Genomic DNA, 24,399 nt, shown 5'->3' on the forward strand with positions numbered 1-24,399 from the left:
TCCATGTTGTTTGATCCGCCGCCATCGCCAGCAAGCCGGCTCCTACAAGGGGGTTGCGCAGGTTTCACGGCCATCATCAGATCAATGATCAGAGGTACAGCAATGAGCAAGGTCGAACACAACCCCGCCGGACAACTGATACAAGAACAGGCGCCGATCCGCCTGCTGGACAGCGAGGCTCAAGCCATCGCCGTGGCCAGGGACATCGCCCGGGAGATTGCCGAGATCGCCGCCGACGCCAGTCAAAACGGCCAACTGCCACGGCGTCAGGCGCAGCTGTTGTCGGAGAGCGGCTTGACCGCCATTGGCGTGCCCAAGGCGTTTGGCGGCCTCGGCGCCTCGGTGGAAACCATCGTCGAAACCGTGCGCCTCATCTCGGTGGCCGACGGCGGCGTCGGTCAGTTGCTGCAAATCCACAACGTCATGCTGCGAGGGATTTTTACCGGGTACTCCGACGAGATTCGCGACCGACTGGTTCGCGATGTATTGGCCGGCAAGCGCTTCGGCAATGCCCTGGCGGAAGTCGGCGGCAAGAACAAATTCGCCCTCAAGACTCGCGTCGAACGCCGCGCCGACGGCAAGTTGATCCTCAATGGCAGCAAGTTCTACTCCACCGGCTCTTATCTGGCCGAGTGGATTTCCCTGACCGCCGCCAGCGATGACGGCGGTGCCGGGGTGCTGCTCAATCGCAACACACCGGGCCTGACGCTGGTGGACGACTGGGAAGCGTTCGGCCAGAAAAACTCGGTCAGCGGCACAGTGATTTTCGACAACATCGAACTCGACGAAGGTTTTGTCTCCCAGCGCAAAGGGCCGATGAGACGCACCGGGTTGACCTTCCCGCAGATCCTTCATGCGGCCATCGATACCGGCATTGCCGAAGGCGCGCTGTCAGCTGCGGTGGATTACCTGAATCACAATGCGCGGCCGTGGGTGGAAAGCGGCGTCGATCACGCCAATCAGGAGCCGCACATCATCAAGCAGATCGGCGAATACGCCGTGGCCCTGCGCGGTGCGCAATCGTTGCTGCGCGACGCGGCGCGGGTATTCGATCAGCACGAACTGGACCCGGACAACAAAGAGCTGCAGGACGAGCTGATTCTGTCGGTGGCCACCGCCCGCGCCCACTCCGACGCGGCGTCGCTGAAAATCTCCAGCGACATTTTCTCCCTACTCGGCGCCAGTTCCTCGCTGAGCAAATGGAACCTCGACCGCTTCTGGCGCAACGCAAGGGTCCACACCACCCACGACCCGATCCGCTGGCGCTTGCACCACGTCGGCAACTACTACCTCAACGGCGTCGACCCCGGCGAATACACCGCGATCCTCAACGCCAAGGAAAAACAGGGCGCGACCAGCCCCGGACGGTGATCCCCCAGGCACCGCCTCCCCTTGTAGGAGCGAGGCTTGCCCGCGAAGGCGCCCTAAAGCCCTATGCAAAATCCAAAGGCCCCATCGCCAGCAAGCCGGCTCCTACAAGGACGGCGTTCCACCTGAACAAATGCGAAACCCTGTAGGAGCGAGGCTTGCCCGCGAAGGCGCCCTAAAGCCCTATGCAAAATCCAAAGGCCCCATCGCCAGCAAGCTGGCTCCTACGGGTTCGGCGTTCCACCTGAACAAATGCGAAACCTTGTAGGAGCTGGCTTGCCGGCGATGGCGTCCTCGAAATCGATGCAAATTCAAAGGCCCCATCGCCGGCAACCTGATCGTGTCCGCACACCACACAGAGCTTTTTCATGATCGAAAAACATCCTCTCTTGCGCAGCCTGGCGATTTACCGGGAGATGCCCTGGCGCTTCGCCCTGGTGGCGGCGTTGTACATCGCGGTGAACCTCGGGCTGGTCTGGCAGCAATGGCTGATCGGCCACGCCGTCAACGACGTCAGCGCCGGCCGTGCGGTTGTCCGGCAAGCCGATGGCAGTCTCGACGCCAGCCTCGGCTGGTACTGGTTGTGGCTGATGCTCGCCGTGGCGTTCGGCCGTGGCGTGTTGCAATACGCCGCCAGCGTACTGTCGCTGGTGCTCAGCCAGGAACTGCTGACGCGCCTGCGCGAGCGCATCCTGCAGCAGGTGCAAACCCTGCACCTGGGTTATCACTGGCAGCACGGCATGGGCGAAATGATCACCCGCACCACCCGCGATGCCGACAAGGTGCGCGATGCGCTGATCAGCTTCTGGCGCCAGGTGGTGGAAACCCCGCTGGTGGTGCTGGCCACCGTCGGCCTGCTGAGCTGGTACAACCCGCTGCTGGGGTTGGTGCCGCTGCTGCTGACGGTGTTCGGCCTGTGGATTTTCGTGCGTCAGACCGAGCGTCTGGTCAGCCTCGACCGCACCGTCGGCGAGGCCTACGACCGGGTCAATCAGGACCTCAGCGAAGGCATCGGCGGCGTGCGGGTGATCAAATCGTTTGGTCTGGAACACAGCCGCATCCAGCGTTTCGCCGGGCAGGTGGCGGTGTTCGCCGAGCACGCCCGCCAGGCCCTCGCCTATTCCAGTTCGCGGATTCCGTTGCCTCAAGCGGTCGTCGCGCTGGGGCATGTGTGGATTCTGGTGTACGGCGCGCACCTGGTGGCCACCGCGCAATTGGGTATCGGTGAACTGGTGACCTCACTGCTGATCGCCACCACCCTGGTGTTCCGCATCGAAGGCATTGGCCGGGTGATGCAGACCTTCGCCGACGCACGCTCCAGCGCCGAAAGGATCTGGCAACTGCTGGACGAGCCTGCGGCGATCCGCAGCGGCAACGCAATCCTGCCCGATACGCCGCTGGGGCTGAAACTGGAACACGTCAACGTCAGCGCACCGGGTGGAGGCCTGGACATTCTTCATGACTGCTCACTGACCGTGCAGCCCGGCGAAATCGTCGCGCTCGTCGGCGCCACCGGCACTGGCAAGAGCCTGTTGGCGAGCCTGCTGCCACGCCTCAGCGACATCAGTTCCGGGCGCCTGCTGATCGGTTCGGACAGCGCCGGCTGGCAAGACATTCGCCAGTTGAACCTCGACGAATTGCGGCGCCGGGTGCACGTGGTGCCGCAGGAAAGCTTCCTGTTTTCCGACACCCTGGCGGCCAACCTGCGCCTGACCGCACCCGACGCCAGCGACCAACAACTGCGTCACGGTTTGCGCCTGGCCGCCGCCGAAGATGTGCTGGAACGCCTGCCACACGGCCTGGCCACGCCGCTGGGGGATCGCGGCGTGACCTTGTCCGGCGGCCAGCGCCAGCGTCTGAGCCTGGCCCGCGCACTGCTTGGCGAGCCGGACATTCTGTGCCTGGACGACGCCACCAGCGCGCTGGATGCGATCAGTGAACGCCAGGTACTCAACAACATTCGCCAGTTGCGCCGCGATCAGGGCCGGGCCACCACGTTGCTGGTGATCTCCAGCAAGCTCTCGACCATCCTCCTGGCCGACCGCGTGCTGATGCTGCAGGGCGGCAAAATCGCCGCCAACGGCACCCACGAAGCCTTACTCAAAACCCATTCGGACTACCGCGACCTGCTAGGGATCGACCATGGCTAACCCAATCGCCGGCAAGGCCCTGAGCGATATCGAAATCGAAGAAATGCTCGCCCGCAAGACCCTCGACCGCAGCATGTTCAGTCGGCTATTGCCGCTGCTCAAACCGATTCGCCGGCACATTGTCGGCGTCATCGGCATTGAACTGCTGCTGGTGTTCACGGTGTTTCTGCGGCCGTGGTTTGTCCGCGAATTGCTCGACCGTGGGCTGATTCAACAGAACGATCACTGGCTGCTCGACGAACGCCTGGTGCTGTGGCTCGGTCTCGGATTGGCGGCCAGTTGGCTCGGGCGTTTCCTGCTCGCCGGTGTCTCGCAGTTTGTCGCAGGCAGCGCGGCGATCCGCGTACTCAATGACTTGCGGGTGCGCGTATTTGCCCATGTGCAGAGCTTGAGTGTCAGCTACTTCGACCGGACCAAGGCCGGGCGGATCATTTCTCGCGCCGACCGCGATGTCGACGCCCTCGAACCGCTGCTGATTCAGGGCCCGCCCGAACTGCTGGGCGCATTGCTACGCTGTGGCCTGGCTTCGGTGATGCTGTGGCGGATCGACCCGCGATTCTTTCTCAGCCTCGCCGCCACGGTGCCGTTGCTGGTGTTGGCGACCTGGAGTTTCAAACGCATTTCCCAACGCAACTGGGCCAAGGTCGCGGAAAACCGCAGCCGTTTCACCGCGCATCTGGTGGAGAGCGTCAGCGGCGCACGCATGTTGCAACAATGCGCCCAGCAAGCGCCCAACCTGCGGCGCTATCGCGGCTTGCTGGATGATTTCAATCAGGCGCTGATTCGCGGCAGCCTGCGATCCAGCTGGTTTGCACCGTTCACCGCGCTGCTCAGCTCCGCCGGCATGGCGGTGTTGTTGCTGGTGGGCGCCTATGGTCTGGCGCAGGCGGATGTCACCGTGGGCCAGGTCGCGGAAAGCCTGTTTTATGTGTTCCTGTTTCTTGGGCCGTTGCAGGAACTGTCGGACCTGTTCGAGCGTTACGCCACCGGATCGGCCTCGGCGCAGCGGATCTTTTTGCTGCTCGACACGCGTCCGGAGATCAGCGACAGCACCACCCCGCAACACTTGGGCAAGGCCCGCGGCGAAGTCAGTTTTGAACGGGTGCGGTTTGCCTACGATGCCGGCAGTTCTTCACCGGTGATCAATGACCTCGACCTGCAGATTCCGGCCGGCGAAGTGCTGGCGATCGTCGGCCCCTCGGGCCATGGCAAGAGCACGCTGGTGCAGTTGCTGACGCGTTTTTACGAGGTGCAGTCGGGGGCGGTGAAGCTCGATGGCGTTGATATCCGCGACCTCACCCAGCATGAACTGCGGCGCAACGTCGGCGTGGTGCTGCAGGACAATGTGCTGTTCAGCGGCAGCATCCTCGACAACCTGCGCCTCGCCGCGCCCCAGGCGGACGATGCCCGGCTGATTGCTGCTGCCCGGGAACTGGGAGCGGACGAAGTGCTGGAACGCCTGCCGCATCAGTACCAGACCGAAGTCGGGCCGCTGGGCGGGCACTTGAGCCATGGCCAGCGGCAACTGGTGTGCCTGGTGCGCGCCTACCTCGCGGACCCGGCGGTGCTGGTGCTGGACGAAGCGACTTCGGCGGTCGACATCCACACCGAGCGACGCATTCAGCGCGCGTTCCGCCGACTGTGCGAGGGCCGCACCGCGATCATCATCGCCCACCGCCTGGCAACCATTCGTGATGCCGACCGCATTGCAGTGATCCGTCATGGCCGCCTGGTCGAACAAGGGCCGCACAGCCAATTGATCGACCAGGGTGGCGCCTATGCGGCGTTGTACCAGACCTATCTGCGCAGCGCCGAAGCGGGTGCATCGATCGATGACATCGTCGCCACCACACCGGCGTAACGAAAACCGCAATCGCTTGTAGGAGCCGGCTTGCTGGCGATGCGGATTGCGCGGTGTGTCAGGCAGGCCGCCATCGCTGGCAGGCCAGCTCCCACAGGGGATTGGCGTCGTACACGAAACCTGTAGGAGCCGGCTTGCCGGCGATAGCAATCTGCAAAACACCACAAACCCCTCTGCTGCACCCCGAACAACCATTGCTGACAGACTGCTGCTACAGCAGCACCTCCCACCGCCAACACCGTTTCTCCCCCCGTCAAACCCCTGCCTCCGCTGACTCAAACCCACCCCGCCGACCATGGCATGTCCGTTGCAACCACCCCTGCCAAGGCGTCCTCGCACCTGCGCGACGCAACGCGTACTTGAATCAGGAGCATCCCATGAGCACTGAATTTTTCTGGCGTCTGCCGCTGGGCACCGATGGTCCGCAACTGACCACCGACAAACACAATCGTGGCAATCCGGACTATCGACCGGGCAACATCGCACCGGGGCGCTTGCCCAACGGCGAACCGGATGACTTCACTTACATCGACTACATCGCCCAGGTCGCGAAAGCGGCGGAACTGGCCGGGTTCGAAGGTGCCCTGCTGCCCACCGGCCCGGAGCCGTGGATTGCCGCAGCGGCCCTGGCCCGGGAAACCCGCCGGATCAAATTCCTGATCGCCTTCCAGGCCACCTGGACCTTGCCGGCCTATGCCGCGCAACAAGCGGCCATCCTGCAAAACCTCAGTCGCGGCCGCCTGGAGTGGAACATCATCACCGGCGGCAACCCGGCCAGTCAGCGGGCCAACGGTGACTTCCTCGAACACGACCTGCGCTACAAGCGCACCGGCGAATTCCTCGACATCATCCAGGGTCTTTGGCAGAACGAACGCTTCTCCTACGACGGCGATATCTACCAACTGGAGAACGGCGCCCTGCCCCATGGCTTGCAAAACGAACGCAAACCCGGCGTGTATTTCTCCGGTTTTTCCGATGCCGCACTGGATGTCGCCGCCAAACATGCCGACGTTTACCTGAATTGGGCCGAGCCGATCGACAAGCTCAAGCCGCACATCGAGCGGGTACGCGAATTGGCGGACAAACAAGGTCGCAGCGTGCGCTTCGGCCTGCGCGTCGACCTCTTCGCACGCGAAACCGAAGAGCAGGCCTGGAAAGATCTGCGCCGCCAGTTCGACAAGCTCGAAGGCAAGAGCAGCGTGGTCGCCAAAGGCTTTACCAGCGGTTCCGATTCAGTCGGTGGCGCACGGCAAACGGCTTACCACCAGAACGTCGATCGCTTTGATGACCTGATCATTGGCCCGAACCTGTGGGCCGGTTTCGCCAAGGCCAAACCCGGGCCGACCGTGGGCCTGGTGGGCAGTCACCAGAACATCGCCGAACGCCTGTCGGAATACCGCGACGCCGGTTTCTCGACCTTCATCCTCGCCGGCAATCCGCACCTGGAAGAAGCCCTGCGCATCGGTCAGGAAGTGCTGCCGCTGGTGCACCAGCGCCCTGTCGCCCAACCGCAAACTCACTTGAAGGCCAGCGCCTGAGCGCGGCGGGAGAATCATTGATGACGCAAGCCCTCGACACCCTCTGGTACACCCGCTGCCCGGTCCCGACCGGGCTCGGTATCGCCGTGCAAAAAGGCTGGCTGCAAGACACCGTCGGCGCGCTCGGCACCGAGGTTCAATCGCTGCGCGAGTCCACTGACAAAGCGGTTCGCGAATCGCACTTCGATCACACCTTGCGCAACTCGGTACGCCACGGCGGCAACATCCCGGCAATCTGGGCCCGTGCGCAGGGCCGGGAAACCCGGGTCATCGGCCTGTCCTGGGCTGATGAAGTGCAACTGATCCTGACCCGCGCCGACAGCGGCATCAAAACCGTCAAGGACCTCAGGGGCCGTCGTTTCGGTCTGCCGGACTGGGCCGGCGCGCAGATCGACTTCACCCGCGCCCAGGCCCTGCGCGGCCTGGAAAACGCCCTGAAACTCGAAGGCCTGCAAGTCGGCGACGTGCAATTGGTGAACTTCCGTTATGACGGCACGTTCAGCGACCCGCAGGTGCAAACCGTCAACGGCACACCGGTCAGCGCGCAACGGGTCGAGGGGCGCAACCTGGAACTGGTGGGCCTGCTGCGCGGTGAGGTCGATGCGATTTTCCTCAAGGGCGCGAGTGCCGCCCGGCAGGCCCACGAGTTTGGCCTGCACACGGTGATCGACACCGGCTCGCACCCGGAACCGCTGATTCGCAGCAACAACGGCACCCCGCGCACACTGGCCGTGGACCTGAACCTGCTGGACCAGCATTTCGATGTGGCCACCGGCATTCTTGATTCGGTGCTGCGCGCCGAACAATGGGCGCACACCCATCCGGAAGAAACCCGTCGCTACCTGGCTCGGGAAACCAACAGCAGCGAGTACTGGGTCAGCGCCGCGTACGGCGACGACGCGCACCTGCGCCTGCGCACCGAACTCGACGAACAGGCCATCGCCGCGTTGCAGGATTTCACCCACTTCCTGCATCGCTGGCGCTTCATCCCGAAAAGCTTCGACGTGCGCGACTGGATCGATCCGCGGCCGTTGCAAGCGCTGCTGGCAACACCCACCGCACTGGCTGGCTAACCCGCCGGATTTCATGGATTGGAACTGAAGACCCTTATGAGCAAACCACTCGATACCCTTTGGTACACCCACAGCCCGGTGCCCACCGGGCTTGGCATCGCCGTGCAGTCCGGACGCCTGGCGGAAGCCTTTCTGCCGTTCGGCACCAATATCCAGTCCTTGCGCGAGTCCAGTGAACGGGAAGTTCGCGAAGCTCATTACGACCATCACCTGAAAAATTCGGTGCGTCACGGCGGCAATATTCCAGCGATCTGGGCCTACGCCAGCGGCGTGCAAACCCGCGTACTGGGGTTGTCCTGGAGCGACGAGGTGCAGTTGATCCTGACCACTGCGGAAAGCGGCGTGAAGAGCATTCGCGACCTGAAGAACCGCCGCTTCGGCCTGCCGAAATGGGCCAACGTGCAGATCGATTTCACTCGCGCCCAGGCCCTGCGCGGACTGGAAAACGCCCTCAAGCTTGAAGGCCTGGAGGTGTCCGACGTCGAGCTGGTGGATTACCCCTACGGCGGTACTTACAGCGACGATCAAAAACAGCATGTCTTCGGCTCGGAAGTCAGCCTCGGTGTCACGCGCTTCAGCAAGCGCAACAACGAACTGATCGGACTGCTGCGCGGCGACATCGACGCGATTTTCCTCAAGGGTGCGCACGCCGTGCACCTGGCGAACGAGTTCGGCTTGCAGGTGGTGGTCGATACCGGCTCGCACCCTGACCCGTTGATTCGCTCGAACAACGGCACGCCACGGACCCTGACCGTGGACACGCACCTGCTGCACGAACATTTCGATGCCAGCGTGAAAATCGTCGACACCGTGCTGCGCACCGAGCAATGGGCGTGGGCCAATCCGGAAGAAACCCGACGCTTTTTGGCGCGGGAACTCAATACCAGCGAGTACTGGGTGGCCGCTGCGTATGGTGAGGATGCGCATCGGCGTTTGCGCACAACCCTGGATGCGCGCTCGATTGAAGCGTTGCAGGATTTCACCGATTTCCTGCATCGCTGGGATTTCATTCCACGCCGGTTCGATGTGCGCGACTGGATTGATTTCAGCGTGCTGGAAAAGGTGATTGGTTCGACGTCACGATTGGCGGTTTGAGGTTTTTTTCGTTTGTGAGGGCCCCATCGCCGGCAAGCCGGCTCCTACAGGATCACCGATAACCTGTAGGAGCCGGCTTGCCGGCGATGGCGTATTCAACATCACCGCATTGCTCGCCTGGCAACACACCCTCGCCCCACTCCTGCTGCTCCAGCAACACCCGCCAAGCAACTTTCTGCTGAATCCCCGACAGGCACTTAGCGCCAGACTGGATCCAACTAACTCACTTATTAAAAATCGTCTTTAACGGCAACTTAAAGAAACTATTTAATCGTTATATTTCAATCATTTAACAAAACTAAAACCCCTAAAAAACAATCTGGCACGATCTCTGCTCTACCCCTATTAGCGAAACTTTAACGGGGGAGATTCACATGCATAAACTTAATCCAATCACCAAGAGTATCTGGTTAACCTTGCTGCTGTCCGGGGGGACTGTCAGCGAGGGGCTGCTGGCGGCGCAATCCAAGGACGCAGACAGCGACAAGACCACCACGGAGCCTTCACTCAAGACGGTCACCGTCACCGCTCAACACCGGGAAGAAACCCTGCAAGAGGTTCCGGTGGCCGTGTCGGCGGTACAGGGCACCAGCCTGATAGCCGATGGCGTGCGCAATATCGGCGACATCACCACATTCGTTCCCAACGTAGCGGCGAAGAACCCCGACGGTGATGGCCGGCCGCGTTGGTACATTCGCGGCCTCGGCACCGGTGATACGGGCGCGGCCACGGTGTTCCCGGTGGGGATCTACGCCGATGACGTGTACCTGAACGCGCCGATTGCCGGTGGCGGGCCGTTGTTCGACCTGGAACGCGTGGAGATTCTGCGCGGTCCGCAAGGCACGCTGTACGGCAAGAACACCACCGCCGGCGCGGTGAACATCATTTCCAAAAAGCCGACTTTCGACACTGACGGTTTCGGCACCATCGGCTTCGGCAGCAAGAACGAACGCATCGTCAGCGGTGCCCTCGGCGGCGCGCTGGTGGATGAAAAACTCGCCGCACGGGTGGCGCTGTATTCCGAAGAGCGCGACGGTTTCCAGAAGAACCTCGTCGACGACAACACCTACGGCGACGTCAACAAGAAAGCCGTACGCCTGCAATTCCTCGCCCAGTTGAACCCGGACCTGGATGCCCTGCTGAAGATCCACAGCCGTGAATTCAAAGGCGATGGCAGCAACGGCTCGCTGGCCGTCGGGCGTTACTACAACGTCGGTTATCAACGACCCAACGGGCGCGACACCGCGCTGAACGTCAACGAGGATTCCAAGCTTGATCACGACGGCACGTCGCTGACCCTGAACTGGAATTTGGGTGATTACACCCTGACGTCGATCAGCGCTTATGACTACATCCGTGGCCAGTCCACCAGCGATGCCGACTACACGCCTTTTGAGGTGAACGGCGCGGCGATTTCCGATAACAAATACACCCAGTACTCGCAAGAAATCCGCCTGGCGTCGCCGCAGCAGGAGACCCTGCGCTGGCTTGCCGGTGCGCATTACTTCCACGAAGACCTCGACAGCTCGGCCCAGCGCATCATCACGCCCGGCCCGACGCCCAACGGCACCGGCTCGAACCAGACCGGCGGCGCCACCGATTTTCGTGACCTCAACTTCGACCACACCACCGACAGCTATGCGTTGTTCGGCAACCTGACCTACGACTTCACCGACGATTTCAGCGTCACCGGTGGCCTGCGCTGGACCCAGGAAAAGAAAGACATCGACCTCAACCTGACCCAACTGACCCGCACCACCGCCAACGGCCCGCTGGTGCCACTGGGCGGCGCCGGCACCAACGGCAATCGTCAGGAAGACAAGACCTGGGAAGCCTGGACGTACGACCTGACGCCGGAATACCGGATCAACGACAACGTGCGCGTGTTCTTCCGTTATGCCCATGGTTTCCGTTCCGGCGGCTTCAACACCGGGCTGTCGACCAGCCTTGCGCAACTGACCACGGTTGATCCGGAACAACTCGACGCCTACGAAATCGGTCTCAAGTCCGAGTGGTTCGACCATCGCCTGACGGCCAACGCCAACATCTTCTACTACGACTATTCGGACATTCAGGTGAACCTGCTGACGGTCAACAACGGCGTGTTGACCACCGCGCTGACCAACGGCGCCAAGGGTACGGTCAAGGGCGCCGAGCTGGAGCTCGAAGGCCAGCCGACGGACTACCTGCACTTGCGGGCGGCGGTGTCGTTCCTCGATACCGAATACACCGATTTCAAAAACACTAACCCGACCACAGGCGCCGTCACCGGTGACTACAGCGGCAACAGCTTCGTGCGTTCGCCACGCAACGTGGTGTCGCTCGGTGCCGATTACACCTTCCCGCTGGAGATCGGCGGCAAGCTGGTGGCCGGTGGTGACGTGAGTTTTCGCGACAAGGAATACTTCCTCGCCGATCGCCAGAGCAGCGCCGACAAGACGCTCAGCCAGCCCCATTACACCCTGGCCAACACCCGCCTGACCTGGTTCAGCCCGGATGAAAAACTCAGCGTCACCGGTTTCGTCAACAACCTCACCGACCGTCGCTACCAGGTCCATGGCCGGCCCAACGGCACCCTCGGTCAGTACGTCATCACCTACGGCGACCCACGCACCGTCGGCCTGAGCGTGACCAGCCGCTTCTGATCCCGGTTCACACACCTCTCCTGTAGGAGCCGGCTTGCTGGCGATGGGGCCCGTGAGCCTTGCATCGCCGGTTAGGACGCTATCGCCGGCAAGCCGGCTCCTACAAGGGTCGTGTCGTCCGCAATTTATGTAACACCGCTCAACCTGTAGGAGCTGGCTTGCCAGCGATGGGGCCCTGAAGGCGCGCATCGCCGGTTAGGACGCCATCGCCAGCAAGCCGGCTCCTACAAGGTCCGCGCACTTTTGGAAGGACTCTTTTATGTTCCATCGCACTCCGTTGGCCGGCGCTATTGCGCTGGTCATTGGCAGCCTTGCCGTGCCTGTTTCGGCTGCCGAAACCCAACCCACCGCCAGCAGCGATCACCTGGACACTGTCGTGGTGCTCGGTACCCGGCGCAGTGATGTCACCGCACTGGAAAGCGCCGCGCCGGTAGACGTCTTGACCGGCGAGCAATTGCAGCAGACCGGTGCCAGCGACCTGTCCGGTGCGCTCACGGCCCTGTCGCCCTCGTTCAGCTATCCGCAATCGCCCCAGGGCGCGTTCGCCGGTTCCATCGCCCAGGGCGCTTCGTTGCGAGGCCTCGCTTCCGATCAGGTGCTGGTGCTGGTCAACGGCAAGCGCCGCCACACCAGCGCCAACGTCACGCGGCAAAGCCTGGTCAATGGCCGTGGCGCCGCCGCGGTCGACCTGAGCCTGATTCCCTTGAGCTCGATCCAGCGCGTCGAAATCCTGCGCGACGGCGCCGCCGCTCAATACGGCTCCGACGCCATCGCCGGGGTGATCAACATCGTGCTCAAGGAAAAGGACGACGGCGGCAACCTCGGTTACCGCTTCGGCGGCTACGACAAGGGTGACGGCATCCAGCGCAAGCTCAGCGGCTGGAAAGGTTTCGCCCTGCCCAACGACGGCTTCCTGACCCTGAGTTTCGACGCCGGCAGCCAGGACCCGGCCAGCGACACCAACCCTGACAACCGGATCTTCTACCCCGGTTCCACCAGCATCAACACGCCGCGCGAGCAGAACAACCGCTACCGCACCTGGCGCTGGGGCTCGGGCAATGTCTCGGACCAGTACAACTTCGCCGCCAACAGCGAAGTCGGCATCGGCGACGGCCTGACGGCCTACGGTTTCGCCACCTACTCGCACAAAAACACCGACGCCGAAGGCTTCTTCGACCCGCCCACCACCCTGCGCAACAACTACAGCAGCACCGCGTTGCAGCGCTTCCCGGACGGGCGCCTGCCGATCACGCGCTATTCGCTGGAAGACTATGCGCTGACCGGCGGCCTGCGTTACGAAGACGACCTTCTGGGTAAATTCGACTTCGCCGTGAACCATGGCAACAACACCCTGAAGTCCACCGACCGTAACGCGATCAACCCCAGCTGGGGCGCCACCAGCCCGGAAAAAATCTTCACCGGCGAACGGGAGGCCGATCAGACCAACGTGACGCTGGACTGGGTGCGGGATTTCCCCACCGACCTGCTGTTCAAGCCGCTGACGCTCTCGGCCGGCCTGGCCTGGCGTCAGGAGAATTACGAGCTGAGCGCCGGCGAAGCGGCTGGCTGGCAGAACGGCCCGTTGTTCAACACCGTCGACCCGGTCACCGGCCGGCGCATTCCGGGTTACTACTCGGGCATCACCCAGGTCGATGCGGCTTCACTGGACCGCAACGTGCTGGGTGCCTACATCGACGTCGAAGGGCAGATCACCGAGAAATTCCAGGCCGGCGTCGCGGTGCGCACCGAGCACTATTCGGACTTTGGCGACACCACCAACGGCAAACTGTCGCTGCGTTATGACTTCACCCCGCAGATCGCCGCACGGGCCACGGCCAGCACGGGTTATCGCGCGCCGTCGCTGGTGCAGAGCGGCTTGTCTTCGTTCAGCGTGCAGGTGGTCGAGCAGCCGCCCGGCAGCGGCAACTTCGTCGAAGTGCAGCAACGCACATTGCGCGCCGACAGCCCGGAAGCGGCGCTGCTGGGCGGCAAGTCGCTGAAACCGGAAGAGTCCACCAGTTATTCCCTGGGCCTGGTCTGGCGCCCGTTGGCCAACGCGTCGGTGACGCTGGACGCCTACCGGATCGACATCGACAACCGCATCACCCTCTCCGATCAGTTGCCGGCGACGGTGGTGTCGCCGATTTTCGCCGGCACGCCCTACGCGAACATCCAGAGCGCGGCCTTCTACACCAACGTTGCCGACACCCGCACCGACGGGATCGAGCTGATGGGTAACTATCAGCTGGACCTGCAGCAATGGGGCCGCCTGAACCTGAGCAGCGGCATCAGCCAGAACAACACGAAAATCACCGCGTTGCGCGATGTCGGCAATATCAAGGGCTCGCAGATTGTCGGCCGTACCACCCAGGGCCTGATCGAGGACGGCACACCGGAAACCAAACTGGTGCTGAGCGCCAACTGGCTGTTTGATGAATGGGGTGTGACCGTGGCTCAGCGTCGTTACGGTGAATGGAAAAGCCTCAACGCCACCAACCCGACCCTGGACCAGACCTACAGCCCGCAATGGGTCACGGACCTGGATGTGTCGTACACCTTCAACAAGGCGCTGAAGCTGTCGGTGGGCGCGATCAACCTGTTCGACACGCACCCGGACAAGGCGGAAGGCGCGCAGTTGTACGGCGTACCGAAATACTCGATCACCAGCCCTGAAGGTGCGCAGGGTGCGTTCTATTACACCAGCGTCAGTTACGAATTCTGACGCGGGTGCTGATGGGGTGTTGCTGGGGCAGCAATGGGTGCTGGTGAAGCACCACCGCTCTTGTAGGAGCCGGCTTGCCGGCGATGCGGTCTGCACGATTTCGGGTGTGCATGATGCCGTCATCGCCAGCAAGCTGGCTCCTACAGGGGCTGTGTGTTGCCAGGTGCATCGCGGCTGGCACAGCTCTTGCGATATCCCTGCGGTACTTCGCCGAAATAAGACCCGCCATGCGTACCCGACGTCTGTTGTTTTCCCTGACCTGGCTCATCTCCCCTGCCGCCCTGCTGTTGCTCTGGGCGGTGGTGGCCGAGGCCGGGATTTTCCCGCGCAACCTGCTCGTCCCGCCCGCTCAGGTGTGGCAGACCTTCGAGGAACTGTCGGCCAGCGGTGAGCTGCTCGACCACTTGCTCAACAGCCTGTCACGGCTGGGGCTGGGTTTCGGCATCGGCTCGCTGCTGGGCCTGGCGTTCGGGGTGCTGATGGCGTTGTCGAAGAACGTCGAGATCTACTGCTCGCCGCTGTTCCATACCCTGCGTCAGATCCCCAGCATCGCGCTGATCCCGATGTTTGTGCTGCTGTTCGGCATCGATGAAACCTTCAAGATCATCATCGTCGCCAAGACCGCGTTCTTCCCGGTGGCGTTGGCCGCCAGTGAAGGGGTCAAGGCCATTCCGCGCAGCTACTTCGAAGTCGCCGATGTGTATCGCCTGCGCTGGCCGACGTTTGTTCGCGCCATCGCCCTGCCCGCTGCCGCGCCGCCGATCATCACCGGTTTTCGCATCAGCCTGACCCGCGCCTGGGTGGTGTTGGTGGCCACCGAGTTGCTGGCCGCCGACAGCGGTCTGGGGCAGATGATCGAAATGAGCCGGCAGATGTTGCGCATTGATGTGGTGATGGTCGGGATTGTGGTGACCGGCGTTATCGGTTTCGCCCTGGACTTCACCTTTCGCCAACTGGAACAGCGGCTGTTCCGCTGGCAGACCCGCTAGGAGCCGATGATGATTCGATTGCTTGCCAAATCCCGTGGCCTGCTGCTGCCGCTGCTGTTGATCGGCGGCTGGGAATACCTGTCGCGCCAGGGTGCCGCCGGCGCGTACGCCTTTGTGCCGTTGTCCGCGATCGGCGCAGCGTTGATTGAACTGTTGGCCAACGGCGAGTTGCTGGTGAACCTGCTGGCCAGTCTGGCCCGCACCAGCACCGGCCTGGCACTGGGGATTGTCTTCGGCGTGCTACTGGGGGTGCTGATGGCGCTGTCGGCTGTGGCCAATCGGCTGGTCGGACCGCTGTTTCATTCGATCCGCCAGGTACCGATGCTCGGCTGGATTCCGTTGATCGCCATGTGGTTTGGCAATGGCGAGTTTTCCAAAGTGTTGATCGTCAGTCTCGCGGCGTTCTATCCGATGGTCCTCAACACGTATCAGGGTTTCAGCCATGTCGAGAAGCGCTATCGCGAGGTCGGCCAGGTGCTGGTGCTGAGCCGCCGGCAACGCTTTCGTCATGTGCTGCTGCCGGCGGCGCTGCCGAGCATTGCCACCGGCGTGCTGCATGCGCTGGCGTTTGCCTGGGTCACTGCGGTAGGCAGCGAACTGTTCCTGTCTTCGGGCGCCGGCCTGGGCAACCTGATGATGAACGCCGAAGCCGGCTCACGCATGGAAGTCATCGTCCTCAGCGTGCTGTGCATCGGCCTCTGCGGTTACCTGATGACCCTGCTGTTCACTCTTCTTAGCCGCCATCTGCTGCGCTGGCGCAACATTCGCTGAAAGGCCGATAACCATGAACGCAATTGCCCAACACGCTGTGCCACACAGCACCTCATTACACACCGGTGCGCTGCAGATTCGCGGCCTCAGCAAGGCCTACCGGATCGAAGGCCAGCCTTTGCCGGTGCTGCAGCAGATCAATCTCGACGTTCGTCCCGGTGAGTTCGTCAGCATCGTCGGTGCCAGCGGTTGCGGTAAGTCGACGCTGCTGCGGCTGATCGTCGGGCTGGAGGACGACTATGAAGGCGACATTCTGCTGGATGGCAAACGGGTGGTCGGCACCAGCCTGGAACGCGGGATCGTGTTTCAGGACCATCGGCTGTTTCCGTGGATGACCCTGAACCAGAACATTGCCCTGGCGTTGAAAAACCATCCGTTGTCCAAGGCAGAAAAGGACCGTTTGGTGGCCGAGCACATTGCGCTGGTCAACCTCGAAGGTTTTGAAAACGCCTACCCACACCAGTTGTCCGGCGGCATGGCGCAGCGCGCGGCCATCGCCCGCGCACTGATCAACCAACCGAAAGTGCTGCTGCTCGACGAACCCCTCGGCGCCCTCGACGCCTTGACCCGGGTGCGCCTGCAACACGAGTTGCAACGCATCTGGGTGCAACAGCGCTGCACAGTGATCATGGTCACCCACGACATCGAAGAAGCGCTGTACCTGGGCGACCGGGTCATCGTGATGGACGCCCACCCGGGCCGGATCAAGCACGAAATCAAGGTCGACCTGCCCCACCCACGGGACCGGGCTTCAACGGTTTTGCAGGGGTACAAGGAACAGCTGCTTGAGGAATTGGTGGGGCATTAAACGCTGGACCTGTAGGAGCCGGCTTGCTGGCGATTGAAGCGACGCGGTGTGTCCGATGCGCCGCCATCGCCGGCAAGCCGGCTCCTACAAGGTCATTTGATAAACACAGAATCCTGTAGGAGCTGGCTTGCCGGCGATGGCGTCTGGCTTGACACACCGCGTCGCTTCAATCGCCAGCAAGCCGGCTCCTACAGGGTCAGGGGGCATTTAGAGTCCTCCTGGCAGTTGGCTTTCAAAAGAACCAAAAGGAATTAATAAATACATAAACAGTATTTATCGTTATAAAAATATCCGCGTAGTCTCAGACCATCCCGTCATTCACCACGACAGTGAAGAGCCCTATGAATCCGACCGCCAACATCATCGACTTCGCCAACTACCGCAAACGCAAACAAGCGCAGCAACGGGCACGGGCCATGTGGGAAATGTATGCACGCAATGCTGGCCTGCAGGCCTTTCAGTGGGTTCAGGCTTCGCGTTCGACCGAGACTCGTCAGGCGTGAATACACAAAACCCCTCGCGCTTTCTGGCGAGCGCTGACGAACCCGTGCTGGACCTGAACAACCTCGAATCACTGGAAGAAGACCCGATCTGCGAGCGGGTCGCGCAAAACCTGCAACGCCTGCGGGGCAAGCGTCACCTATCCCTCGACGCCCTTGCGCGACAATGCGGTGTGAGCCGGGCGATGCTCGCGCAGATCGAATCCGGACGCAGCGTGCCGTCGATCAAAGTGCTGTGCAAAATCGCCAAAGGCTTGAAGGTTTCGGTGGCCGCATTTCTTGAACATCGGGCCTTTGAAGGGGTGGCCGTGTTATCGGCGAGCCAGAGCAAACGCCTGGTCAGCGCCAGCGGCGCCTTTGTCAGCCGAGCGCTGTTCCCGTTTGACGTGGCGCGCCAATCGGAGTTTTACGAACTGCGCTTGAGCCCATTGGGGGAGGACGTCTCCGAGGGCCATGGCCCCGGCGTCCAGGAGAACCTGGTGGTTTCGCAGGGCGTACTGGAAATCAGCGTCAACGACGAACGCTACCTGCTTTCCACCGGCGATTCGATCCTGTTTTACGCCGACCAACCCCACCGCTATCGCAACCCGGCGGACAGTGAAGCGGTGGCGTATCTGGTGGTGACTTACCCGGAACGCCTCGACTGACAAAACCGGCTTGCGGGTGATGGCGGCTCTGCTGACGCCATCGCCGGCAAGCCGGCTCCTACAGGGTGGGTGGTCAACTCCAACTCATCGAACGACGCAGACATTGTAGGAGCCGGCTTGCCGGCGATGGCGATCCCAAATACGCCTTCGCCGGCAAGCCTGGCTCCTACAGGGTCGTGGTTACCGCTATTTTTTCGGACGACATCAAACTGTAGGAGCCGGCTTGCTGGCGATGGCGATCTCAAGTACGCATTCGCCGGCAAGCCTGGCTCCTACAGGGTAGGTGGTCAACTCCAACTCATCGAACGACGCAGACATTGTAGGAGCCGGCTTGCCGGCGATGGCGATCCCAAATACGCCTTCGCCGGCAAGCCTGGCGCCTACAAAAAACAGCACATAAAAAAGCCCGGCCAATCTGCATTGGCCGGGCTTTTTAATGGCTGTCGCTCGAGATCAGCAGGTGCAGCACATCATCGGCATGCCATTGCAGCTCATCATCATCGGCATGCTGCAATCGTTCATCATTTTCATCATCAGGGTGCAGCAGTTTTTCATCATGTCCATGTTCATGCCCGCCATCGGCATGATTTTGCACATCATGCCGTCAGCCATCATGGTGCATTCCATCACGCACTTCATCGACGGCATCGGCATGCCCATCATCGGCATTGGCATCATCATGTTCATCATCGGCATGGCCATGGCCGCCTGGGACATGCACATCATGCTCATGTTGCCGCAGTGCATCATCATCGGCATGCCGCAGTTCATCATCATCTGCATCATTTCTGCGCTGTTCTTGAACATCGCCATGTCCATGCCAGCGGCCGGCATCATTTTGCACATCATGCCGTCGTCCATCATTTCGCACGTCATGGTCGCCATCATCATCGGCATGCCCATCATCGGCATCATCGGCATGTTGGCGTTCATCGGCATTTGCATCTGCATGGCGTTCATCATGGTGTTGTTCCCCAAAGGTTTGAATAGTTGGACGAAGCTGATGGCGCCGATTCTAAGGATTGGACCGGGGGCAACAAGATGACCATCGAACAGCGGAATTTGATGCTGGGGCAGCTTTAACGAGGTGGATGGAACGTCTATTTCTGCCTTAACCGCCATTCGGATTTGATTGCAGACACAACCCGATCCACAACGCTGATTTCACGGTTATGGATATGCAGAAGAGGTCTATTTAAATAACCGAAAGAAATAATCGTTCTAACTGAATGAATATTTTTTGAAGCACAGCTTATTTCAGGCAAAAAAAAATCCCAGGCAGCTGATGGACGCCTGGGATTTAAAAATGCATAAACCGTGGTGGTGAACGCGGTGCGGATATTACGGAATATTTCACCGTGTAACAAGATATTTTGACTCACCACCTGGTTACTAATCTTTCCAAGTCCTTAAATATCCACACTTTTTTTAAGGTCGAGTGACGACAAGCAGTCAACTACAAGTACCAGCGATATTCACGTGCATTGATGTCCTGCATAAATGCCAAATGGTCCTGACGCTTGTTTTCGCAGTAGACATTTACAAACTCCGCACCCAATCCCTCACGCAACTGCGCGTTGTGTTGCATGGATTGAACGGCCTCCAGCATCTCCAGCGGGAAGTTGATGCCACTGCTGCGATCTTCATTCAACGGTGCTATCGGTTGACGACCGGTTTCAAGTCCTTGTTCCAACCCGACCAGAATCGCCGCCAACACCAGATACGGGTTGGCATCGGCACCGGCGAGGCGATGTTCGATGCGCAGGTTTTTCGCGTCCGACTCAGGAACCCGCAAGCAGGCGTCCCGATCTTCAAAGCCCCAACTGGCACGCGTCGCGACATTCACGGTGCCGCTCAAGCGACGCAGCGCATTGTGGTTCGGCGCGAAGATCGGCATGCAATGCGGCAACAGTTCAAGGCAACCGGCCACGGCATGGCGCAGCGGCTGTTGGTCATTGGCCGCTAAAAGGTTATTGCCCGCCTCGTCGTACAGGCTCACATGAACATGCATGCCGCTGCCGGGGTGCTGCAAGTAAGGCTTGGCCATGAAACTGGCGCGGTAGTTGTGCTTGAGCGCCACGCCACGGGTGCTGCGGCAAAACAGCGCCGCCCAGTCGGCAGCCCGCAGGCCGTCATCCAGGTGACCGAAGTTGATCTCGAACTGCCCCGGGCCCAGTTCGGCAGTAATCACCGTGGTGTCGATGCCTTGCGCCCGCGCCGTCTCGACCATTTCATCGAGCACCGGCGCAAACCGCGACAGCCGTTCGATGTGCATGTTCGGCTGATCGTCCGCATCGTCGGTCAGCGGATCGCGCGCAAACTGCGGCAAGCCGTCACGCAACTGGCGATCGAACAGGTAGAACTCCAGTTCGAAAGCCACCACCGGAAAGATCCCTTTGCCAGCGAGGCGCTCCAGCACTTGCGCCAGCACTTCCCGTGGCTCGAAGACGATCGGTTTTTCAGTGCCGCTGGAGGTGATCAACATCTGCCCCAGCGGCTGTTTTTCCCAGTCGACGATTTTCAGCGTACCCGGCACCAACCGACGGGGCGCATCCGGGTCGCCGTCGTTGAAACAGTAGTCGCCGATTTTGAACAGCCCGCCTTGAGTGCCGAGCAATACACAATTCTGCGGCAGCTTGAGCGCGCTGCCGGCGGCGACCTTTTCGAGCATCTCGATCGGATAGCGCTTGCCGTAGAAATGCCCCGGGATGTCCAGGGAAATCAGGTCGACGTAGCGCACATCCGGAAAGCGCTGCCGAAATGCGCGCACTTCAGCAACCAGATCAGAGCAGACAGCATCCATCATGTTGTTCCTTGTTGTTTTTATCAGGTGTAAACCCAGAGCACCCGGGTGAGCTGATCGGTGAGATTGCCGTAGCGGCAATGGGTATGGCTGGCGAGTTGAAAGCTGTCCCCGGCCCCCAGAGTGACCGGTTGATTGTCATCCAGCCAAAGTGTCAGTTGCCCTTCGAGCACGTAACCGCCCTGCTCCGAGCTGTCATCCATGTGCCGGTCACCACTGCTGGCGCCGGGTTCAAGACGGCTTTCGAGCATCGAGAACGAGGCGCGCATTTTCGGCGAGACCAGAATGTCGGTGATGCCGTCGGCGTAATACAGCGTGCGGCGCTCGTCCGGACGGGTCACCCACGGCAAGGCCATGGGTTTGGGCAGGCTGTAGAAATAGGTGGTCGGCACGCCGAGGGTTTCGCTGATCGCGGTCAAGTCCGCCACGGTCGGACGTGACAATCCACGCTCGACTTGCGAAAGAAAACCGACGGAGCGACCGATCTTGTCCGCCAGTTCCTTGAGCGTGTATTTCTTGTGTTTGCGCAGGTCCTGAATCAGGATCGCCAGCGCCGAAATCTCTTCTTGCATGTCCATCTGAAAGCTTCCAGAAAATGTGCGTTTCAAAGGCTGTCGCGCAACCGATACCAGGCCTTGCCGATGGCCTCCAGGGGCGCAGCCATGTATTTGCCGCCGGGGAAGCTGCCGTTGACCAGGCCCTGATACAAGCCCAGCTCATCCGCCTGACCAAGTATCGCGTCGGACACGGCGCGGGCGCCGGCCAGGGTCGGCAGCACACCGTGGCCCGAATAACCCTGCAGCCAATAGAGATCGCCGCGTCGGCCAATGTCAGGTGTGCGTTTGAGCGTGAGGTCGATATGGCCGCCCCAGGCGAATTCCAGTTCGACGCCCTGGAGCTGAGGAAATACCCGTTGCAGGAACGGCCGGGTCGCGGCAGCGATGTCCTTCGGCATGCCGCCCAGGTAGGTGCAACCGCCGCCGAACAGCAAGCGGTTATCCGGTGTACGACGGAAATAATCGAGAACGAACTGATTGTCAGTGACGCAGACATTGCTTGGCAGGAGCGCGGTCGCCTGCGCTTGCGAGAGCGGCGCGGTGGCCACCTGATAGGTGCCGACCGGCAACACACAACTTGATAGCTGCGGATCGAGCCGGTCCAGATAGGCGTTGCACGCCAGCACCAGCACATCGGCCCGGATGCGTCCGCGCTCAGTGGTGACCACGTACCGGCCACCCTCCTCGCGGTAATTCAGCGCCTTGCTTTGTTCATGAATACGACCACCGGCGCGCTCGATGGCCGCCGCCAGGCCAAGTGCCAGTTTCAACGGGTTCAGGTGTCCGCCTTCAGGATCAAACAGGCCCGCCTGGTAGCGCTCGCTGGCGACCCATTGCGGCAACTGCTCACGGGGAATGAATTGCAATCCATCGTGGCCCCATTTGTGGCTCGCCTCGTGTTGCCACTCGGTCAGCAGGCTCACCCGTCGCGGCATCACCGATGTCCAGAGGTGGCCGGGCCGATAATCACAATCGAATTCATGCCGGTCGGGCAGCGCGCGCAGTTCCTGCGCAGCCCAGCGCATGCCGTCCCACAAGCGCCGCGCACGCTCATAACCCAGCGCGGCCTCCAGAGGCGGCATATCGCACGACCAACCGAGAATGGCCTGGCCGCCATTGCGCCCCGACGCCGCCCAAGCCACTCGACTGGCTTCCAGCAGCGTCACGCGTTTGCCCGCCAGGGCCAGTCGCAATGCTGTGTGCAAACCACTGAAGCCGGCGCCGATGATCAACACGTCGGTGTCGTGCTCGCCCTCCAACGCCGCACGTTCCACCAAGCGATCTGCGCAAGTGTGAGCGTAGTAACTGGCGACGTGGCGGGTGGATTGCTGGAACATGCGGGCCTCATGAAATTTTATTATTTAAATTTCATGAAAAAATACACACGTTATTTCACGAACGCAAGAACCTGTAGGAGCGAGCTTGTTCGCGATGGTGTGTCAGTCAACCTTATGTGGCTGACACTCCATCGCGAGCAAGCTCGCTCCTACAGGGATTCGGGTGATTTCCGCTCAGCGACTCAAGCGATCGGGATCAGCGGATCTGCTGCGGCCCATGCGGTTGCACGATCAGCTGCCGGCGGGTAGATCCACACAGTGTTGATCTGCGTCTTCAGGTTCTTGCCTTCCTGTTTCACCAATTTGACCTGACGGTCCCAGCCCTCGGTGTACACCGCGCCCCAGGCCCCCAGGTCCAGGCAGGTGACGTATTTGGGTTGGCTGTACGGCGTCGGGTCCACGCCCAGGATCTGCGCGGCAACGTTATTGCCGGCGTGACGCCCCAATACGATGGCGTGTTGGCAGGTCATCAAGGCGTAGTTGCCGATGTCGTCCGAGGCCGCGTAAGCCACATCGCCGGTGGCAAAGATATCGTCCTGACCGATGACTTTCAGGTGGCTGTCCACGTGCAGGCGGCCCAGGTGATCGCGTTCGGCAGGGATCTGCTCGGTCAGCGAACTGGCGCGCACGCCGGTGGTCCAGACCACGGTTTTGGCCTCGATACGCTGGCCGTCGCTCAGAGTGACGCCGTTGGCATCGACGGAAAGTACCGAAGCCTTCAAGTGCCATTTCACGCCGGTTTCAATACTGGCCTCTTCGATCGACTTGGCGATTTCAGCCCCCATCGACCCGCCAATTTTCTCGCCACGATCGACAATGATCACCTCGACGTCGGCCTGATCGCCCAAAATGGCACGCAGACGTGCGGTCATCTCGGTCGCCGTTTCAATCCCGGTGAAGCCGCCGCCGGCCACCACCACGGTGTTGCGGGCTTTGCTTTCCGGCAGGCTGGCCAGGGATTTCAGATGGTTTTCCAGGCGCACGGCTTGTTCGATCTGGTCGACATCGAACGCGTGCTCAGCCACGCCGGCGGTCGCCGGAATCGCCAGACGGCTGCCGGTGGCAAGAACGAGTTTGTCGTAGCTGCACACCTGTTTCGCACCCGAGGCGTCGACATAACCCACGCGTTTTTGCCCGACGTCGATGGTTTCTGCGGCGCCCTTGATGAACTTCACGCCCACCGCATCGAACAACTCGCCAATCGGCGCGGCCAGTTGGTGCGCGTTCGGCTCATAGAACCGCGGACGCACGCGCAGCTCGGCCTGCGGGGCCAGGACGGTGACTTCTACGTCGTTGTGACCATGAATGTCGAACAGACGTGTGGCGCTCAAAGCCGTCCACATGCCACCGAAACCTGCGCCGATTACCAGAATGTGCTGTTTCATCTTTAACTCCGTGAGAAGGCCGATCAATGAATTCGTAGAGGTCGTGCGCTTGCCAGTGCCGACCGAACAACTACGACTGTATTGATCCTAGTTAATTAACGCAATCGGTTTTTTCTGATGGTTGCCATCGAAAGGTTCGATGGCTCGACC

Annotated in this window: 18 protein-coding genes; 13 read left to right on the forward strand and 5 right to left on the reverse strand. The window is 61.2% G+C overall.

Annotated features, from left to right (window positions below):
* Window positions 1-102 precede the first annotated feature (102 nt).
* The 13 genes from KGB25_RS20600 (at window position 103) to KGB25_RS20660 (ending at window position 18,167) form a co-directional block, all read left to right on the forward strand.
* Window positions 103-1,371, forward strand: a complete 1,269-nt coding sequence (locus KGB25_RS20600) for an acyl-CoA dehydrogenase family protein (protein ID WP_223436467.1) — start codon at window positions 103-105, stop codon at window positions 1,369-1,371.
* A gap of 365 nt (window positions 1,372-1,736) precedes the next feature.
* The gene (locus KGB25_RS20605) at window positions 1,737-3,518 is read left to right on the forward strand and encodes an ABC transporter ATP-binding protein (RefSeq protein ID WP_223436469.1); all 1,782 of its coding nucleotides are present in this window, start codon (window positions 1,737-1,739) and stop codon (window positions 3,516-3,518) included.
* Complete coding sequence (locus KGB25_RS20610) at window positions 3,511-5,379, forward strand: ABC transporter ATP-binding protein (protein ID WP_223436471.1); 1,869 nt, start codon at window positions 3,511-3,513, stop codon at window positions 5,377-5,379. The genes KGB25_RS20605 and KGB25_RS20610 overlap by 8 nt, the downstream gene beginning before the upstream one ends.
* Before the next feature lie 377 nt (window positions 5,380-5,756).
* Window positions 5,757-6,917 (forward strand): LLM class flavin-dependent oxidoreductase, encoded by a 1,161-nt coding sequence (locus KGB25_RS20615; RefSeq protein WP_192417597.1) that lies wholly within the window; start codon window positions 5,757-5,759, stop codon window positions 6,915-6,917.
* 20 nt (window positions 6,918-6,937) lie between these two features.
* On the forward strand, window positions 6,938-7,990 hold the full coding sequence (locus tag KGB25_RS20620) for an ABC transporter substrate-binding protein (RefSeq protein ID WP_008042558.1): 1,053 nt from the start codon (window positions 6,938-6,940) through the stop codon (window positions 7,988-7,990).
* A 36-nt stretch (window positions 7,991-8,026) separates the two neighbouring features.
* The gene (locus tag KGB25_RS20625) at window positions 8,027-9,085 is read left to right on the forward strand and encodes an ABC transporter substrate-binding protein (protein WP_192417595.1); all 1,059 of its coding nucleotides are present in this window, start codon (window positions 8,027-8,029) and stop codon (window positions 9,083-9,085) included.
* 374 nt (window positions 9,086-9,459) lie between these two features.
* On the forward strand, window positions 9,460-11,730 hold the full coding sequence (locus KGB25_RS20630) for a TonB-dependent receptor (protein ID WP_223436473.1): 2,271 nt from the start codon (window positions 9,460-9,462) through the stop codon (window positions 11,728-11,730).
* 259 nt (window positions 11,731-11,989) lie between these two features.
* Complete coding sequence (locus KGB25_RS20635; protein WP_223436475.1) at window positions 11,990-14,452, forward strand: TonB-dependent receptor plug domain-containing protein; 2,463 nt, start codon at window positions 11,990-11,992, stop codon at window positions 14,450-14,452.
* 227 nt (window positions 14,453-14,679) lie between these two features.
* Window positions 14,680-15,441, forward strand: a complete 762-nt coding sequence (locus KGB25_RS20640) for an ABC transporter permease (protein ID WP_008029130.1) — start codon at window positions 14,680-14,682, stop codon at window positions 15,439-15,441.
* A 9-nt stretch (window positions 15,442-15,450) separates the two neighbouring features.
* The gene (locus tag KGB25_RS20645; RefSeq protein WP_223436477.1) at window positions 15,451-16,212 is read left to right on the forward strand and encodes an ABC transporter permease; all 762 of its coding nucleotides are present in this window, start codon (window positions 15,451-15,453) and stop codon (window positions 16,210-16,212) included.
* Between the two features lie 13 nt (window positions 16,213-16,225).
* Window positions 16,226-17,020: an ABC transporter ATP-binding protein gene (locus KGB25_RS20650; protein ID WP_008039792.1), complete on the forward strand. Its 795-nt coding sequence runs from the start codon at window positions 16,226-16,228 to the stop codon at window positions 17,018-17,020.
* A 341-nt stretch (window positions 17,021-17,361) separates the two neighbouring features.
* On the forward strand, window positions 17,362-17,523 hold the full coding sequence (locus tag KGB25_RS20655; protein ID WP_207286235.1) for a hypothetical protein: 162 nt from the start codon (window positions 17,362-17,364) through the stop codon (window positions 17,521-17,523).
* A 53-nt stretch (window positions 17,524-17,576) separates the two neighbouring features.
* The gene (locus KGB25_RS20660; protein ID WP_162130711.1) at window positions 17,577-18,167 is read left to right on the forward strand and encodes a helix-turn-helix domain-containing protein; all 591 of its coding nucleotides are present in this window, start codon (window positions 17,577-17,579) and stop codon (window positions 18,165-18,167) included.
* Window positions 18,168-18,620: 453 nt separating this feature from the next.
* Here the strand turns inward: KGB25_RS20660 and KGB25_RS20665 are convergent, their stop codons facing one another.
* The 5 genes from KGB25_RS20665 to KGB25_RS20685 all read right to left on the reverse strand — a co-directional run bounded on the left by KGB25_RS20665 (window position 18,621) and on the right by KGB25_RS20685 (window position 24,249).
* On the reverse strand, window positions 18,621-19,130 hold the full coding sequence (locus KGB25_RS20665) for a hypothetical protein (protein ID WP_081500240.1): 510 nt from the start codon (window positions 19,128-19,130) through the stop codon (window positions 18,621-18,623).
* Between the two features lie 493 nt (window positions 19,131-19,623).
* Window positions 19,624-20,970 (reverse strand): glutamine synthetase family protein, encoded by a 1,347-nt coding sequence (locus KGB25_RS20670; RefSeq protein WP_207286238.1) that lies wholly within the window; start codon window positions 20,968-20,970, stop codon window positions 19,624-19,626.
* 23 nt (window positions 20,971-20,993) lie between these two features.
* The gene (locus KGB25_RS20675) at window positions 20,994-21,548 is read right to left on the reverse strand and encodes a helix-turn-helix domain-containing protein (protein WP_008029115.1); all 555 of its coding nucleotides are present in this window, start codon (window positions 21,546-21,548) and stop codon (window positions 20,994-20,996) included.
* Between the two features lie 26 nt (window positions 21,549-21,574).
* A complete protein-coding gene (locus KGB25_RS20680; RefSeq protein ID WP_223436479.1) occupies window positions 21,575-22,864 on the reverse strand; it encodes an NAD(P)/FAD-dependent oxidoreductase in 1,290 nt (429 codons plus the stop codon).
* Window positions 22,865-23,046: 182 nt separating this feature from the next.
* Complete coding sequence (locus tag KGB25_RS20685) at window positions 23,047-24,249, reverse strand: NAD(P)/FAD-dependent oxidoreductase (protein ID WP_207286240.1); 1,203 nt, start codon at window positions 24,247-24,249, stop codon at window positions 23,047-23,049.
* Window positions 24,250-24,399: the final 150 nt, after the last annotated feature.

It is taken from the genome of Pseudomonas sp. BF-RE-21, assembly GCF_019947305.1.
Lineage (GTDB): Bacteria > Pseudomonadota > Gammaproteobacteria > Pseudomonadales > Pseudomonadaceae > Aquipseudomonas > Aquipseudomonas migulae.

Bases quoted from the DNA above. Each gene is read 5' to 3' on its own strand.
- KGB25_RS20600 (WP_223436467.1), top strand. From the start codon at position 103: ATGAGCAAGGTCGAACACAACCCCGCCGGACAACTGATACAAGAACAG.
- KGB25_RS20605 (WP_223436469.1), top strand. From the start codon at position 1,737: ATGATCGAAAAACATCCTCTCTTGCGCAGCCTGGCGATTTACCGGGAG.
- KGB25_RS20610 (WP_223436471.1), top strand. From the start codon at position 3,511: ATGGCTAACCCAATCGCCGGCAAGGCCCTGAGCGATATCGAAATCGAA.
- KGB25_RS20615 (WP_192417597.1), top strand. From the start codon at position 5,757: ATGAGCACTGAATTTTTCTGGCGTCTGCCGCTGGGCACCGATGGTCCG.
- KGB25_RS20620 (WP_008042558.1), top strand. From the start codon at position 6,938: ATGACGCAAGCCCTCGACACCCTCTGGTACACCCGCTGCCCGGTCCCG.
- KGB25_RS20625 (WP_192417595.1), top strand. From the start codon at position 8,027: ATGAGCAAACCACTCGATACCCTTTGGTACACCCACAGCCCGGTGCCC.
- KGB25_RS20630 (WP_223436473.1), top strand. From the start codon at position 9,460: ATGCATAAACTTAATCCAATCACCAAGAGTATCTGGTTAACCTTGCTG.
- KGB25_RS20635 (WP_223436475.1), top strand. From the start codon at position 11,990: ATGTTCCATCGCACTCCGTTGGCCGGCGCTATTGCGCTGGTCATTGGC.
- KGB25_RS20640 (WP_008029130.1), top strand. From the start codon at position 14,680: ATGCGTACCCGACGTCTGTTGTTTTCCCTGACCTGGCTCATCTCCCCT.
- KGB25_RS20645 (WP_223436477.1), top strand. From the start codon at position 15,451: ATGATTCGATTGCTTGCCAAATCCCGTGGCCTGCTGCTGCCGCTGCTG.
- KGB25_RS20650 (WP_008039792.1), top strand. From the start codon at position 16,226: ATGAACGCAATTGCCCAACACGCTGTGCCACACAGCACCTCATTACAC.
- KGB25_RS20655 (WP_207286235.1), top strand. From the start codon at position 17,362: ATGAATCCGACCGCCAACATCATCGACTTCGCCAACTACCGCAAACGC.
- KGB25_RS20665 (WP_081500240.1), bottom strand. From the start codon at position 19,130: ATGATGAACGCCATGCAGATGCAAATGCCGATGAACGCCAACATGCCG.
- KGB25_RS20670 (WP_207286238.1), bottom strand. From the start codon at position 20,970: ATGGATGCTGTCTGCTCTGATCTGGTTGCTGAAGTGCGCGCATTTCGG.
- KGB25_RS20675 (WP_008029115.1), bottom strand. From the start codon at position 21,548: ATGGACATGCAAGAAGAGATTTCGGCGCTGGCGATCCTGATTCAGGAC.
- KGB25_RS20680 (WP_223436479.1), bottom strand. From the start codon at position 22,864: ATGTTCCAGCAATCCACCCGCCACGTCGCCAGTTACTACGCTCACACT.
- KGB25_RS20685 (WP_207286240.1), bottom strand. From the start codon at position 24,249: ATGAAACAGCACATTCTGGTAATCGGCGCAGGTTTCGGTGGCATGTGG.